This is a genomic window from Gordonia sp. WA4-43 (assembly GCF_020520305.1).
GTDB lineage: Bacteria > Actinomycetota > Actinomycetes > Mycobacteriales > Mycobacteriaceae > Gordonia > Gordonia hongkongensis.
In genome coordinates, this window is the sequence record NZ_CP084736.1 from 3206702 (window position 1) to 3222519 (window position 15818).

The window sequence follows — 15818 nt, forward strand, 5'->3', positions numbered from 1 at the left end:
GCGACGGTCACGGGACGATGTTCACCATCCGACCGGGCACCACGATGACCTTGCGGGGTTCGGCGCCGTCGAGGAGCGCGACGATCTTCTCGTCGGCGAGCGCGGCGGCACGCAGGGTCTCCTCGTCGGCGTCGGCCGGGACGGTGATCCGACTGCGGACCTTGCCCTTGACCTGAACCGGGATCTCGACGGTGTCCTCGACCAGCCACTCCTCATCGGCGACCGGGAATGCGGTCCGCACCACCAGGGTCTCCCGACCCAGCCGATGCCACAGCTCCTCGGCGATGTGCGGCGCCAGGGGAGCCAGCATGATCACCAGCGCCTCGACGGCCTCCCGCGGGGCGCCGGTCTTCTCGAAGTTCTTGGTGAGGTGGTTGGTCAGCACCGTGAGCTTGGCGACCGCCGTGTTGTTGCGCAACGCGTCGTAGTCCTCGCGGACGCCGGCGATCGTTTTGTGCAGCAACCGTTTCGTGTCGTCGTCGAGCTCGGTGTCGGCGACCCGGAGCGCACCGGACTCCTCGTCGACGACGAGTCGCCAGATGCGCTGCAGGAATCGCTGCGACCCCACCACGTCCTTGGTGGCCCACGGCCGCGACTGGTCGAGCGGACCCATGAACATCTCGTAGACGCGCAGCGTGTCGGCACCGTAGTCGCGGCAGATGTCGTCGGGCGCCACCGAGTTCTTCAGGGACTTGCCCATCTTGCCGTACTCCCGGCGAACCTTCTCACCGTTGTAGAAGAACTCGCCGTTCTCTTCGGTGACCTCTTCGGCGGGCACATAGATGCCGCGTGAGTCGGTGTAGGCGTACGCCTGGATCATGCCCTGGTTGAACAGCTTTCGGTACGGTTCGCGACTCGTAACGTATCCGAGGTCGAAGAGGACCTTGTGCCAGAACCGCGAGTACAGCAGGTGCAGCACCGCGTGCTCGACACCACCGATGTAGAGGTCGAGGCCACCCGGGTCGTTCTCGCCGTGCAGTGCCGGCCGGGGGCCCATCCAGTACGCCTCGTTCTCCTTGGCGCACAGGGTTTCCGAGTTGGTGGGGTCGATGTAGCGCAGCTGGTACCACGAACTGCCCGCCCACTGGGGCATGACGTTGGCGTCCCGGGTGTAGGTCTGCACACCGTCGCCCAGGTCGAGTTCCACCGTCATCCACTCGGTGGCCTTCGCCAGCGGAGGCGACGGCTCGCTGTCCGCGTCGTCGGGGTCGAAGGACACCGGCGCATAGTCGTCGACCTCCGGGAGCTCCACCGGCAGCATTGATTCCGGCAGTGCATGGGGCTGACCGGCGGCGTCGTAGACGATCGGGAAGGGTTCGCCCCAGTAACGCTGACGGGCGAACAGCCAGTCGCGCAACTTGTATTGGATTCTCCCGGTGCCCACACCGTCGGCCTCGAGACGTTCGACGATTGCCGCCTTCGCGTCCTCGACGTTGCGACCGTCGAGGAACCCGGAGTTCACCAGGGGACCGTCGCCCACGTACGCCTCGGTGGCGATGTCGGTGTCGGAGCCGATCACCTCGCGGATCGGCAGTCCGAACACCGTCGCGAACTCATGGTCGCGGGCGTCGTGGGCCGGGACCGCCATGATCGCGCCGGTGCCGTAGCCCATGAGGACGTAGTCGGCGACGAAGACCGGAACCTGCTCTCCGTTCACGGGATTGACGGCGAAGCTGCCGGTGAAGACACCCGTCTTCTCCTTGTTCTCCTGGCGCTCGAGGTCGGACTTCGCGGCGATCGACGCGCGGTACTCCGCGATCGCGGCCGCGGGGTCGGCCCCGCCGCGGGTCCAGCGATCATCGGTGCCCTGGGGCCATGCTCCGGTGATGAGGTCGCCGACGAGCGGATGCTCGGGCGCGAGAACCATGTAGGTGGCGCCGAACAGGGTGTCGGGACGGGTGGTGAACACCTCGATGCCGCCGACGCCGGGCACGTCGAAGCGAACCTGGGCACCGCGCGAGCGTCCGATCCAGTTGCGCTGCATCGTCTTGACCTTCTCCGGCCAGTCCAGCAGATCCAGGTCGTCGAGCAACCGGTCGGAGTACGCGGTGATCCGCATCATCCACTGCCGCAGATGCTTCCGAAAGACGGGGAAGTTGCCGCGGTCGCTGCGGCCGTCGGCGGTGACCTCCTCGTTGGCCAGCACGGTGCCCAGCCCCGGGCACCAGTTGACCAGCGAATCACTCAGGTACACCAGGCGATGGTCGTCGAGGATCTCGGTGCGCTCGGCGGGGGAGAGGTCGGCCCAGCTGCGCCCCTCGTGCTTTCCACCCAATGCTCGTGCACCTGAGGCGAATTCGTCGACCAGCTCGGAGATGCGCCGGGCCTTGCCCTGGTCGGCGTCGTACCAGGCGTTGTAGATCTGCAGGAAGATCCACTGGGTCCACCGGTAAAAGTCGACATCGGTGGTGGCCACCCGACGGCGCTCGTCGTGGCCCAGCCCGAGCCGTCGGATCTGGCCCAGGTAGCGCTCGATGTTCTGCTCGGTGGTGGTGCGCGGATGGGTGCCGGTCTGCACCGCGTACTGCTCGGCGGGCAGCCCGAACGAGTCGAAGCCCATCGTGTGCAGCACGTTCTTACCGGTCATCCGCTGGTAGCGCGCGAAGACATCGCTCGCGATGAAGCCGAGCGGGTGGCCGACATGCAGGCCTGCGCCGGACGGGTAGGGGAACATGTCCTGCACGAAGAGCTTGTCGGCGGCGTCGGCGTCCCCGCCGCCGAAGGCGGACAGGTCACCGGCGAGCGGCCCGACGGGATTCGGCGCCTCGTAGGCGTGCTCGTCGGACCAGGTCTGCTGCCAGCGCTGCTCGATCTCGCCGGCGACCGCCGCCGTATAGCGGTGGGCGGTCGTGCCGGCGGTGTCGCCGCTCGTCTTCTCGGCTGAAGTCACGCGACCAGGGTAAATCCTGTCCGTCGCCGCCCCCAATCCGGTCGCCTCCGCCGTGGGCGGCACCGGCTCGTCAGATACCGATTCACCTCGGTACGACGCACGGTCGTATGCTGTGGGTCGTGAATGCCGTGTCCGTCGCCGTTGCCGTACTGCTCTTCGTGCTGGCCGGACTCTGGGCGGTGGTAGGAATCCGCGGACTCCGCGGCACCCTCCCGCGCAATCGTTGGATCGGCGTTCGCTCCGCGGAGACCATGCGATCCGACGAGGCTTTCCGCGTCGCCAACCGCATCGCCGGACCGGGCACCCTCGGCGCGTCGGTGATCCTCACGCTGGGGGCCATCGCGACCCTTGCCGTCCCGGGCGGGTGGGCACTGGCCTTCGGACTCGTCGCGCTGGTGGCCGCGCTCGTGGTGGTCGGACTGGTCAGCGGGATCGGGGTACGCGCCGCTGCCGCCGTACCCGCCGACGACGAGGGCTGTTCCTGCTGTTCCGGCGGCGACGCCCACAGCCATGCCGCCGACGAGAACCCCTCGGACCCGGCGGCCGACTGCGGCACCAGCAGCTGCGGTGCCTGCTCGTTGCGCGGCGTCTGCGCAGGCGACTCGGCCCAGGCCTGAGCCGGCCGGCGTCGTCTCACACCACTGATCTCTGGGCACATCCATGCGTACTCTCAAGAATCTCCTCGATCGTTCTCCGATCGACGGCTTCATCCTGGCCATCTGCATCGCCGTCGCGGTGGCCGCATTTCTGCCGGCTCGCGGCGCGGCGGCGGAGGCACTCGACTGGGTGGTGATCGTCGCGATCGCCGCACTGTTCTTCCTCTACGGCACTCGACTTCATCCACGCGAGGCGCTCGAAGGTCTCCGGCACTGGCGGCTGCACGTCACGATCCTCGCGTTCACGTTCATCGTGTTCCCGATCGTGGGACTGGCGTTGAAGCCGGTCGTCGAGCCGTTGATCGGCGAAGACCTCTATGCCGGACTGCTCTTTCTATGCCTGGTCCCGTCGACCGTGCAGTCCTCGATCGCTTTCACCTCGATGGCCCGAGGCAACATCGCCGGGGCGATCGTCAGCGCATCCACGTCGAACATCCTCGGCGTCTTCCTGACCCCGCTTCTGGTGGTCGCGCTGATGCAGAACGCCGGCGACATCAGCATCGACGCGACGTCGGTCCTGAAGATCGTCGCGCAGATCCTGGTGCCGTTCCTGCTCGGGCAGCTCGCCCGCCGGTGGGTCGGCCCGTTCTTCACCCGGCACGCGAAGATCACCAAGCTCGCCGACCGCGGCGCCATCGTGCTCGTCGTCTACGTCGCGTTCAGTGAGGGCGTCGTCCAAGGCATCTGGTCGTCGGTGGAGGTGGGTCAGGTGATCGCCGTGACCGTCATCTCGCTGGTGCTCGTCCTGGTGATGCTCGCGATCACCGGCTGGCTCCCGAAGCGGCTCGGCTTCGACCGCGCCGACACGATCGCCATCCAGTTCTGCGGCACCAAGAAGAGCCTGGCCACCGGCCTACCGATGGCGACCGTCCTCTTCGCCGGCACCACCGTCGGCCTCATCGTGCTGCCGCTGATGATCTTCCACCAGATCCAGCTCATGATCTGCTCGTGGCTGGCGACCCGGTACGGACGCGAGGCGGACGACGCCGAAGCGGCCGGCGCTCCGACCTGATCGGAAACTAGAGGTCGGATTTTCATGGATTGAGGCACTTAGGTCCAATCACCTGGGCCGTTCTGCGCAATTTCGCGCACGCGGTCAAGTGCCCTTCGCAGACTCTCACTTCGAGAGGCTGCGGCCTCTACACTCCAGTGCTGAACTGCGAACTCATTCAGGTGCTCGACGTAAAGGGGCCCCGCTTTGCCGTCTCGTCGGACGACTTCTTGACGAATATCTCGTTTGCGTGATCTCGAGCAAAGAGCTAGTAGCGTCTCCTTCGGGTGTGCGAGTGACTCCGGATCACGCGGAATCGCTGCCTTGCTTACTCCGAAGTACGATGAGAAGCCATCAGCATCCGCGAGCAACCACCCCTCGGTCATGGGGTGGACTATGCGCAGTCTGAATAGAGGCATCAGCTCGTCGATCTCTCTAGTCAAGTTTGCGTGCAGTTCCACTGGGCAAACTGTGTCCGAGTCTCGTAAAACGAGATATGGTGATCGAACTGCAGCCCGGTTATAGTTCTTGATCAGCTTGTCGAGATTCGTGTTACCACTCTTGACGATTACTTTCGACACCTGAGCGCCCGCCGCGAGCACTAGCGCCCGTGCTGCCCCCTCGTCGGAGCTCCCCTCCACTACAACACTTATCAACGCTTCTTCCCGTCACGGCCGACGGTGACAAGATCGCTAAGATCGCGAGGATCAATCAAGCCCTGAACGATGTCCGATGTTGGCAGCTCAGCCGCTAAGTCGTCTGTCGCCTCTTCAATCTGTGACAACAGCTCGGCGTGGGTCCCCTCCCGAGCAGGCCTCAACACAAGGACCTCATCTGGATGAACGCCCTCATCATCGAGCAATTCTGGAGCGTGGGTGGAAAGGACGACTTGAATTTCTTTCGTGCGTTGCGAGACCGACAACATAGCGGGCAACTTACGGACAACACTGGCGTTGAGCGAGAGCTCTGGCTCCTCGAGTAGGAGTACTCCACCATTGGCAGGGGTGCTGACCATCGTCCAGAGCAGTCCGATTAACCTCAACGTTCCATCCGAGAACTCCGCCTCGGACTGTCGCGCCGGGTTCCGTCGCCAATTCCTGTACCCAGCCATTAGATGAGGCTTTCCCGCATCGTCGACCTCGATGTCAAGCGATTCAAACTCGGGGACAGCTGCCCGTAGCGCGTCCCGCATCCGGCGAAGCCACGCATCGCGGGTCTTAGGTGTCACCGCATTCATCTGCGCGATAAACTCCCCACCGAATTCACCCGGCATGTCGTAGCGAGATGGTTCACGGATGATCTGCGGAACCAAGTGGAAGTACCGGACCTTAGCGAAGTACTCCGCTAGAACTCTAAAACGCTGATTCGCTGCAATCTGCTCAAGGTGGGTCTGCGTGAGCAATTCGGGATCATCTCTATCGTCCCGGTTCGGTCTCTGAAGGAGGGTTCGACCGTTTAGTGTGACGAATTCTTCATGGACCACCGGGCGATTCTTACCGCCTTTCTCGCCACGGATTGCAAGCCGGTAGCCCCACTGATCCTCTCCGTCTGTGAGGTCCACCTCGATTACAAGACGCCCGCCTTCGTTGTTTCTCGCAAATAGGCTCCGCACTTTCGAGAGACCGCCTCTTTTCTCGAGAGCCGCAGTCAGGCCTCCACTTGGGCCTGCGATATCACCGAGAAACCGGATGAGGTCAATCAAGTTCGACTTTCCGGCGGCATTTGGGCCAACAACAAACAGTCTGGATTCGATCGGAAAATCGAGCGTCTTGAAATTCCGCCAATTGCTTGCACTGATTCGAGCGAAACGCACCTGGCAGTCACTCCTCTGTTCGCCTAGCATCTGAGAGCAATGCTAGCCGAGTGAGTCGAAGACGGTCGCCAGGCTAGCGGATGGGCTTCCCGTGCACTTCTGCTTGCCGACTTGCGATGCTTGAGACCGCCTGGACCATATCGGCTAAGTCCTACGTCGTGACAGAACGCGAAAACGAGTCCTGGCTGCCTAGGCACACAATAGGAGGCTTCGTTTTCAGCTAACGGCGACTTGGGTTGAGCTCGACGGGCGACCGCGGTCTAGTCCAGGAGTCGAACTGAGGTTCGCTAATGAACCGAAGGGTAACTCTGTCAGCTGATCAGCGACCCGCGCCCACCGGGGTCGACAGCGGCAGGTTCACGAAGCTCGGCCGGTTCGGGTCGAGCTGGATGTGTTGCGGTCGTAGTCCGGACTCGTTCAGCAGCGGACGCAACGGCAGACCGCGCGGGAAGTTCATCGCGAACACGTCGATCCGCAGGCGGTGTCCCGGTTTGATCAGTGCCTCGGTCGGCAGCAGACCGATGTCGACACTCACCGGGCGGCCCGGCGCGACGCGTTGTCGTGACGCCAGCGTGAGCTCGTAAAACGGATCGATGACATCGCCGTTGGGCGCGAACTGCGACCTCGCGTCGTCGTATCCGCGCAGCGACGCCATCACCTGGCCGGAGGTCAGCACCTTCGACGTCCCGTCGGGAGCGACATCGTTGAGGGTGGCGGTCCAGTACCCGTCGGTGGCATCGAGCACGGTGTTCAACCGCACGTTGGCGTACCCGGACACGCTGCGCGTCGTGGTCATCGGGGGAGTGGTGAACGTCAGCGCCGCGCGCTCGGAGATGCGTGCGTCGAGAGCACAGAACGGGAAGATCGCGAGGGCGCCGGCCAGTTGCTGCGCGGCGTCGCGCGAACACATCGGTGCCAGTCCGGGCGCGATGGTCATCCGGGCACGAGATGCGGGAGCGGCCGGGGTCAGGCTGCCGTCACGGACCGCATGTGCCGCGGTACCGCTGCGCCGGTCGCTGAGGTAGAGCCGCTGGCGTTCCATCCCGGCGCGCGGGAACTGCTGCGCGGTGATCCACGAGTCGCCGACCTGCTTGAGGTTGACGGGCCCGTAGGCGTCGACACCGTTGTCGATTCCCTTGAGCCACTTGTCGAACCACGCCTTCTGCAAGACGTCCAACCGGGGTGGGGTGTTGCGCCTGCCCTCCTGGCCGCCGCCGATCGTCAGGTGATAACCGTCGCCCATGATGAGTTGCTTCTGGCCCGGCGGCAGCGGGATCTTGTTGTACATCCGGACTTCACTGTTGGTGAAGAGGTCGAACCAGCCGCCGTAGATGAACGTCGGCGTGGTGATGCGGTCGGCGTGGTCGAGCCACGACGACCTCGGCTCGGAATTGTTGTCCAGCAACGCCTTCAGGTTCGGCGGCACCGACGGGATGTCGGGGGTGAGCAGTGCGGCGAACAGCTGTGGGTAGAAGGTGAACGGGTCGGAGATCCGGTCCGCCAACCACTTCCAGTCGAAGGTGCCGTTCAGCATCGACGCGACGTTCGGGATCATCTTGGTGGTGTTGACCAGCGTCAGCCACAGCGGGAGGAAGCCGACACCCAGAGCGCCGCCCGGGGCGACGATGTCGCGGATGAGGTCGCCGCCCGGCTCGACCGGGAAGATCGCCTTGAGAGCCTTCGGGTTCTTGTTCGCGGCCTGGATCTGGTTGATCGCCGAGTACGACACCCCCGACATCCCGACCTTGCCGTTGGACCACCGCTGCTTCGACGCCCAGTCGATGACCTCGATGGTGTCGCGCTGTTCCCGCGACTGGAAGACGTCCCAGACTCCCTGCGAGAAACCGGTGCCACGCACATCCACGACGACCTGCGTGTAGCCGCTGCGCACGAGATCGAAGTCGACGAGGAAGGTCTTCGCGCCGCCGTCGCGGATGGTGTGCGCGATGTCGTTGATGCCGTCGATCGGCGTGCCGGACAGGTTGATCGACCGCGCGATCTGCAGCAGGTAGGGCTCGAGCACCGGGTTCTGCATCACCGCGGAACCGACGGTGGTGATGAGCTTGGTGTAGGGCGTCATGTTGACGATGACCGGCGTCTTCGTCGATGTGGGACGCTCGCGAGCGTCGGCCGGGCGGTACACGTTGGCCCGGAGAACCGTGCCGTCACTCATCCGGATCGGCACATCCCAGGTGACATTGACGCCGGCATAGGGTTGCGGGCCGTCGTGGCTCGCCGCCCATCGCGCCCCGTCGGCGCCGCCGGTGGGTCCGACCGGGGCAGCGCCCGCCACGGCGATGGGCGCCACCAGCGCGACCACCGCGAGGATCACCCCGACCAGAACCCGCGCACTCTTCGACCCGCTCATGCACACCCCCGCATGTCATGCGCTGGAGCAATCCACGGTTTGTCCAGCGAAAAATTGATCAAGCGTCCACAACCTAACACCCCGCGGGTGACGTGGATCACCGGGTGTTTCTGGCAATGTTCAGCATCACCATCCGGACGGACGGACTCAGTTCACGCTGAGATCGATCGGGTGGGTCGCGAGGAGAGGTTTCGGCCAGGCCTGCCTGCGCAGGACGTCGAACCACACGTCCGACGCCGGCGGCGCGAGCAGGTCGCGGGGGAGTGCCGAGGCGACCATCCAGCTGAACTGGTCGAGTTCGTCGTCGAGTTGCCCGATGCCCCATCCGCTGTAACCCGCGAAGATCCGGACACCCTCGAGGACCTCGGCGAGGGGCTCGGGGTCGGCGTCGAGATCGACCAGGACGACCCGGCCGTCGACCGGACGCAGGGCGGGCACGTCGTCGATGTCGGTGCCGGGTTTCACCACCCCCAGGCACAGCGCCGCCTCCTGGTTCACCGGCCCGCCCACATAGAGGGCGCGCGGCGAGGCCGCGATGTCGGTCCACTGTGGCAGGAGGTTGTGCACGGCGGTCTGGCTCATCCGGTTGAGGATGACCCCGAGACTGCCCGACTCGTTGTGCTCGATGACGTAGATGACGGTTCGGGCGAAGGTGGGTTCGATGAGATCGGTCGAGGCGATCAGCGCGGTGCCCGGGCGCACCCGTGGCGTGGGGTCGGCGTCCCAGGGGACGCCGGGCATACGCGCACCACCACCGCTGTCCGCCGAGTGTTCTCCGGGGCGGGATTCCGGTGTGGGATCGTCTGCGTCTTCACCTCCGGCCACCCGACCATCATCGCACGTCCGTGGCCGACGACGTCCATCGTCAGCTCGGTAGGCTGGATCGGTGAGCAGCACCCAGGTGACCCGTGACCAACGCGGGTGGTCGGTGTTCGTCCACTCCCTCCGTTCGTCGCCGGGACTCGGCCGGTTGTTGTCGGTCCGGTTGTCCAGTCAGATCACCGACGGGATCTTCCAGGCCGCGCTGGTCGGCAGCATCCTGTTCAACCCCGAGCGCCATGCCGATCCGCTCGCGGTGGCCGGTGGCCTCGCGGTGCTGCTTCTGCCGTATTCGCTCATCGGCCCATTCGCGGGCGCGTTGCTCGACCATTGGGATCGACGCAACGTCCTCCTGTACGCGAACCTGCTGCGCGGGCTGATCATCGGACTCGTCGCACTGGCCGTCGCCTCCGGCGCACCCGATGTCGTGGTGCTGATCTCCGCCCTTGCCGCAACGGGTGCGAGCCGGTTCGTGGCGGCCGGACTGTCGGCCGGACTGCCGCACGTCGCGCGGCGTGAGGTGCTGGTCGCCACCAATGCGTTGTTCACGACGTTGGGCGGCGCGATGCTCACCGTCGGTCTCGGCATCACTCTGGGACTCCGCGCGATCTTCGGCGACGACAACGTGGGCAGTGCCCTCACCATGATCGCCGGGATCGTGCTGGCCGTCGTCTCCGGCGGGCTGGCGCATCGGTTCCGTCCGCTGCAACTCGGTCCCGATGAGCCCGACGACCCTGGTCGTTCGGCCGTGCACGCGGTCTCGGTCGGACTCTGGCACGGTGCCCGCGCCGTCGTCCACCACAAGACCGTGGCCGCCGCGTTGTCGGCGATCGGGGCCCACCGGCTGGTCTTCGGGATGAACACGCTGATGATCCTGGTGCTGACGCGCCAGATGGGTCCCGGCGACGGGGTCGACCGCGTCAGCGTGGTCATCGGTTCCACCGGCGCGGGGGCGCTTCTCGCCGCGGTCATCACGCCGATCGCGGTGGCACGGGTGGGCCGGTACGTGACGCTGCTCGCCGCACTGGCCGTCGGCGCGTTCGCCGAGCTGTCCGTGCTCAGCTTCGAATTCGCGGTGATCTGCGGGTCGGCGTTCGTACTCGGACTCATCGGCCAGATCGCCAAGCTGTGTGGCGACGTGGCGATGCAGGTCGACGTGGACGACGCGGTGCGCGGACAGGTGTTCTCGGTGCAGGACGCGGTGTTCAACATCGCCTACGTGGGTGCGGTGACCGTCGCGGCGCTCGCGATCCCCGACGACGGCCGGGCGGTCGGGCTCGTCGTGCTCGGGGTGGTGCTGTACCTGCTCGGCATGCTCGTGGTGCGCCTCCTGCATCCGCGTGGGCACTTCTCCGCCGAGCCCACGCCGGTGCGACACACCGTCACCGACCCCGCCGCGTGAACCGCGGGTCCCGGTTGTCATAGGCGGCGTCGGCCACGCCGTCCGCATCCAGGTCCACCAGCACCACATCGTGGCCGCCGTCCGCGTCGGAGTCGACGTAGAGTCGTTCGCCGACGATCCGGCCGCCCCGGTCGGCGCCGACGATCTCGACGTCGGGGTCGCCGTCGTCGTCGAGATCGACCCGGGTGACCTGCGCCGGCGGGGGTTGCGGAGTCCGCTCGGGGACGTCGCGCCGCGGCAGTTGTTCGCCGACGAGGTCGGCTCGCGCGACGGGCCGGTCCCAGAGACCGGCACCGGAGTCGCGGTAGAAGGCGTCGGGCTCGCCGTCGTCATCGGTGTCGAGCGCGGCGACGTCGGCGACACCGTCGGCGTCGGTGTCCCACATCGCGTCATCACGACGACCGTCGCCGTCGAAGTCGAGCCGGATCGCGTCGAAGAGATCCGACCGCGGTTCCCCGAGCGCGAGGTCGGCGGCCCCGGACCAGCGCGTCGTCGGACCGTCGCCGGTCCCGAAGAAATACTCGATCGCCGGGTCCATGAGGTCTTGGACGCACCGGGGCCCAATCCGGTTCCCATCGATCGGTTCCCAGCGCCCGGGTTCCCGCTGTGCGGTTCCCGATGGGTGTGGACACCTCGACCACCCGGTAGGTTGTGGCCCATGTACGTCAGCGATCTCGGCGAGCAGTGGCATGCGGCCCGGCTCGAACCAGCCCTGGCACATCTCGACTCTGCTTCGGCGGGCCGCTCGTCGTACGCACTGATCGGCGCGATGACCGCGCACCTCTGGCGGGAGACCGAACGCGGGTCGTATGTCGCCGCCGACGACCGCGCCGAGGAGATCGCGCGCGACACAAGGAATCTCGCTGCCCTGATCGGACACACCGGCGACGAGGTGGTCTTCCGTGAGAGCGCCCGCGCCGCTCTGCGCGCCCTCCTCACCAACTGGAGCCTGCCCGTCACATCGACCGTGTGGGTGGCGAAGAACGAGTTCGGGCCCAACCTCGAGGAGTTCGAGCGCCGCGGGTACGCGGTACGGACCATGCCCGACGGGGACGTCTACGGTCACGTCGACACCGACGCGCTCGAGAACATGCTGCAGTTCGAGCAGCCCGACTTCATCCACGTCTGCCACATCGGCTCGATGTCCGGTGTGGTGCAGCCGGTCACGCGGATCGTCGAACTCGCGCATCGGGCCGGTGTGCCCGTCGTGGTGGACATGGCGCAGTCGGTCGGTCACGTCCCCACCGTCACCGGTGCCGACGTCGTCTACGGCACCAGCCGCAAGTGGCTCACCGGCCCGCGTGGCGTCGGGTTCGTCGCGGTGCGTCGAGACTCGTTGCGGCCGGTACGAATCGACGGTTCCGAGGCATTCATCGCCGGTCGCCTCGGACTCGGTGTCGCGGTCCGCGAGTTGCTCGAGATCGGCCAGCAGCGCGTCTTCCGCGAACTCGCGAAGATCGGCCGGGTCACCCGCGAACGACTCCACGGCATCGCGAGCTGGGAGGTCCTCGAACCGCTCGACGAGCCGTCGGCGATCATCACCCTCGCACCACCGCCCGGATGGCAGTTCGACGACGTCGCCGCGGCCCGCGACAAACTGCTGTCACTCGGTGTCCTGGTCACCGCCGCGGACACCTGGCGCGCACCGCTGGCGACCGAGCATCCGGTGCTCCGGATCAGCCCGCACCTCGACGTACGCCGGTCCGAACTCGACCGCGTCGCAGACACATTGCGCACGATGGGTTACTGACGCCGAGCAAGCTCACCCGAGGACCTCGCCGAGGATCCGCTCGATCTCCGGCCGTGCCGCGTCGGCGTCGGCACGCACGAGGCCGATCCGCGTGCGCCGGTGCAGGATGTCGTCGGCGTCGAGGGCACCTTCGTGCGTGATCGCGAACTCGATCTCGGCGCGGGTGACATCGATGCCGGGGACGATCGGATCCAGGGGACCGGCGAGTACGGCGGCGTCCACCACCGCCGGCGCCTCCCCGCCGAACCGCTGCACGAGCGAAGCCGGCAGCCCCTGCTCGCGCGGACTCCGCAGGGCTCCGACAAGCGGGGTCGTGGCCGTGACACAGTCCCCGGCGGTGAGGTCGGTGGTCGCGAGCGCGGCGTCGACGGCGTCCTGGGCCATGCGCCGGTAGGTGGTGAGCTTGCCGCCGAGGACGTTGACGAGACCATCGCCGCGGACGCCGACGTGGTGCTGCCGGGAGACGTCGGCGAGGGCGTCGGAGTCGCGGCCGCCGCCGCGGGTGTCGACCAACGGTCGCAGACCCGCGAACGTGCCGATGATGTCCGAGCGATCCAACGGCCTTGCGAGAGCGGGATTCACGGCGTCGAGCAGGAAGTCGATCTCCGACTCGTCCGGCATCGGGACGTCGGGGATCGGCCCGGGCGCCGCGACATCGGTGAGGCCGACGTAGACGCGCCCCAGTTGCGCGGGGATCACGAAAACGAACCGGGACACGGAGGTGCCCAGCGGCGTCATCAGCGCGGCATCGGGGAATCCCAACCGCGCCGCGTCGACGACGAGATGCGTTCCGCGACTGGGATGTACGGCGAGGGCGTCATCGATGCCGCCGGACCAGACGCCGGTGGCGTTGACGACCATCCGCGCGCCGACGTCGAAGCTCTCACCGGTCAACTGATCGGTGAGGGTGGCCCCGCGGCCGTCCACGCGCTCGGCGCGCACGCGGGTGCAGACGGATGCGCCGTAGCCGGCCGCCGTCCGCGCGAGGGCGACGACGAGCCGAGCGTCGTCGACGAGCTGACCGTCGGAGGTGGAGATACCGCCGCGCAGACCGTGGGGGGACACCGCCGGGAAGCGGGCGAGGGTCTCCAGCGCCGACACCCGGGTCGGCGGCGGCAACAGCGAGTCGGGGGTACCGGCGTTGCGTCGGAGCACATCTCCCGCGCGGAGGCCCAATCGGATGATCGAGGTTTGCCTGCCGCCACGGTCGGGGATGATCTGGCGGAGGGGAGCGATCAGATGCGGAGCGATGGCGGTCATCAGATGATGACGTTCGACGGCACTTTCGCGCGCGATCCGCAGATCACCCCTGGCCAGATAACGGAGACCACCGTGGACGAGTTTGCTGCTCCAGCGCGAGGTTCCGGCCGCGAGGTCGTCCTTCTCGACGAGCGCGACGCGCAGGCCACGGGTCGCGGCGTCGAGCGCCACCCCGGCGCCGGTCACACCGCCGCCGATGACCAGCAGATCCAGGGGATCGCCGGACGTCAGACGGTCGAGCGCACGACGACGGGTGTCGGCGGACAGGGTCGCCATCAGAGTCGCACCGCGCGAACGGCGCTCACGACGTCATCCGTCGACGCCCGCGCCGGTCGGACGCAGATACCCGGCCAGCATCTCGTGCAACTCGGTGCTCCAGCCCTCGGCGATGATGTCGGAGACCAGCGCCCCGGACTGGAGGAACGACTGCGCGATCAGCAGCACCATCGCCGCCATCCGTTTGGCGTCACCCGCCCGGACGTGGCGCCGTTCCTGGGCCTGCGACAGCATGTCCGAGAGAATCGCGAGCGCCCCTTGCTGACTCGTACCGAGACGCTCGAAGACGTACGGCGCCATGAAGTCTCGCTGCTCGCGCCACAGCGAGGCGATCAGTTCGTCGTCGCGGAGCGCGCCGACGACCGCGACCACCCGATCGACCAGCGCATCCAGATCGGCGGGTTCGCCTCGTCCGCCGATCGCGTCCTCGACGACTCCCAGGACCTCGCGGGTCAACAGCCCGCGGATGATCTCGTTGATGTCGGGCCACCGGCGGTACACCGTCGGTCGGCTCACGCCTGCTTGTCGGGCCACCTCGGAGACAGTCACCTTGCGTCCGCCGCTACGCAGCAGACAGCTCCGTGCTGCATCCAGAACGAGATCCCCGATCTCCTCGTTACGGATTGCCATGATGTGTAACACTGTAACGGATCACTTGAACGGCGGGGGGCCGACTCATATGACTATCGAACACGCCACACTCGTGGCCAGTCCGTACGCACGGCACGGAACGGGCCTGCGCGTCGCCCACGACGCCGCAGAACTGCTGCGTGCCCGCGGCGTGGAGGTGGAGATCATCGTGGGCGAGGACATCGCCGACGCCGCCGATCTCGCCGGCAAGGCTGCCCGGGGGGACACCGACGTCCTCGTCGTCGTGGGGGGCGACGGCACGGTGCGTCTGACGGTGGAGGCCACGATCGGGTCGGGCAAGCCGCTGGCCGTCATCCCGGCCGGGAGCGGGAACGACTTCGCCCGCAACCTCGGCATCCCACTGGATCCGGCCGACGCCGTCGAGGTCATCCTGGACGGCCACCGGCGACCCATCGACCTCGGCCGGGTCAGCTTCCCGGACGGGCAGACCGCGCTGTTCAGCACCGTCGCCGCCACCGGGTTCGACGCCGCGGTCACCGCGCGGGCCATCGACATGCGCCGGCCGCGCGGACAGTCCCGGTACACGATCGCGGCGCTGCTCGAACTACTCGCTCTGCGGTCGCGTCACTACCAGGTCCGCGTCGACGACCAGGCCGTCGAATCCGACCTCATCTTCGCCGCGATCGGCAACACCACGTCGTACGGCGGTGGCATGAAGATCACGCCGCAGGCGTCGATCACCGACGGCCGGCTCGACGTGACCCTCGCGCTCAACCCACCGCGGCTGGCACGTTGGACGATTGCGCGCGTCTTCCCGAAGGTGTTCTCGGGCAAGCACATCGACAGCCCGAACGTCCGGACCATGCGCGGCGCGGAGGTCGAGCTGTACTGCGATCCGCCGGCCCTCGTGTCGGTCGACGGTGACCTCGTCGGCGAGCTGCCGGCGGTCTTCGAGGCGGTACCGCACGCGATCGAGGTGTTCGCGCCGGCGAGCTGAAACGC

General features: G+C 66.9%; 12 protein-coding genes. 5 read left to right on the forward strand and 7 right to left on the reverse strand.

Annotated features, from left to right (window positions below; genetic code table 11):
* Positions 1–7 precede the first annotated feature (7 nt).
* A complete protein-coding gene (leuS, locus tag LEL84_RS14305; protein WP_226511985.1) occupies positions 8–2890 on the reverse strand; it encodes a leucine--tRNA ligase in 2883 nt (960 codons plus the stop codon).
* Between the two features lie 107 nt (positions 2891–2997).
* Here leuS and LEL84_RS14310 point away from each other — a divergent pair, with 107 nt between their 5' ends.
* Together LEL84_RS14310 and LEL84_RS14315 are read left to right on the forward strand one after the other, a co-directional pair.
* Positions 2998–3507, forward strand: a complete 510-nt coding sequence (locus LEL84_RS14310; RefSeq protein ID WP_068970761.1) for an SdpI family protein — start codon at positions 2998–3000, stop codon at positions 3505–3507.
* A 43-nt stretch (positions 3508–3550) separates the two neighbouring features.
* Positions 3551–4558 (forward strand): bile acid:sodium symporter family protein, encoded by a 1008-nt coding sequence (locus tag LEL84_RS14315; RefSeq protein WP_226511986.1) that lies wholly within the window; start codon positions 3551–3553, stop codon positions 4556–4558.
* Between the two features lie 631 nt (positions 4559–5189).
* Here LEL84_RS14315 and LEL84_RS14320 read toward each other — a convergent pair.
* The 3 genes from LEL84_RS14320 to LEL84_RS14330 form a co-directional block, all read right to left on the reverse strand.
* The gene (locus LEL84_RS14320) at positions 5190–6350 is read right to left on the reverse strand and encodes an AAA family ATPase (RefSeq protein ID WP_137809159.1); all 1161 of its coding nucleotides are present in this window, start codon (positions 6348–6350) and stop codon (positions 5190–5192) included.
* 319 nt (positions 6351–6669) lie between these two features.
* On the reverse strand, positions 6670–8718 hold the full coding sequence (locus LEL84_RS14325; protein ID WP_226511987.1) for a CocE/NonD family hydrolase: 2049 nt from the start codon (positions 8716–8718) through the stop codon (positions 6670–6672).
* Between the two features lie 147 nt (positions 8719–8865).
* Positions 8866–9459, reverse strand: coding sequence for a YqgE/AlgH family protein (locus LEL84_RS14330; RefSeq protein WP_065630864.1), 594 nt, complete (start codon positions 9457–9459; stop codon positions 8866–8868).
* Positions 9460–9604: 145 nt separating this feature from the next.
* On the opposite strand from LEL84_RS14330, the gene LEL84_RS14335 reads away from it, so the two are divergent.
* Positions 9605–10939, forward strand: a complete 1335-nt coding sequence (locus tag LEL84_RS14335; protein ID WP_226511988.1) for an MFS transporter — start codon at positions 9605–9607, stop codon at positions 10937–10939.
* Here the strand turns inward: LEL84_RS14335 and LEL84_RS14340 are convergent.
* Positions 10920–11477, reverse strand: a complete 558-nt coding sequence (locus LEL84_RS14340; RefSeq protein ID WP_226511989.1) for a hypothetical protein — start codon at positions 11475–11477, stop codon at positions 10920–10922. The two genes, LEL84_RS14335 and LEL84_RS14340, sit on opposite strands and share 20 nt — an antisense overlap.
* Positions 11478–11597: 120 nt before the next feature.
* Between LEL84_RS14340 and LEL84_RS14345 the strand changes: the two genes are divergently transcribed.
* Complete coding sequence (locus LEL84_RS14345; RefSeq protein ID WP_159371753.1) at positions 11598–12689, forward strand: aminotransferase class V-fold PLP-dependent enzyme; 1092 nt, start codon at positions 11598–11600, stop codon at positions 12687–12689.
* Between the two features lie 12 nt (positions 12690–12701).
* Here LEL84_RS14345 and LEL84_RS14350 read toward each other — a convergent pair whose 3' ends face one another.
* Positions 12702–14225 carry a glycerol-3-phosphate dehydrogenase/oxidase gene (locus LEL84_RS14350; protein ID WP_226511990.1) on the reverse strand — a complete coding sequence of 508 codons (1524 nt, stop codon included), beginning with the start codon at positions 14223–14225 and terminating at the stop codon, positions 12702–12704.
* A 33-nt stretch (positions 14226–14258) separates the two neighbouring features.
* Positions 14259–14855, reverse strand: a complete 597-nt coding sequence (locus tag LEL84_RS14355; RefSeq protein WP_226511991.1) for a TetR/AcrR family transcriptional regulator — start codon at positions 14853–14855, stop codon at positions 14259–14261.
* Positions 14856–14904: 49 nt separating this feature from the next.
* Between LEL84_RS14355 and LEL84_RS14360 the strand changes: the two genes are divergently transcribed.
* A complete protein-coding gene (locus LEL84_RS14360) occupies positions 14905–15813 on the forward strand; it encodes a diacylglycerol/lipid kinase family protein (RefSeq protein WP_226511992.1) in 909 nt (302 codons plus the stop codon).
* The last annotated feature ends 5 nt before the right edge of the window (positions 15814–15818 follow it).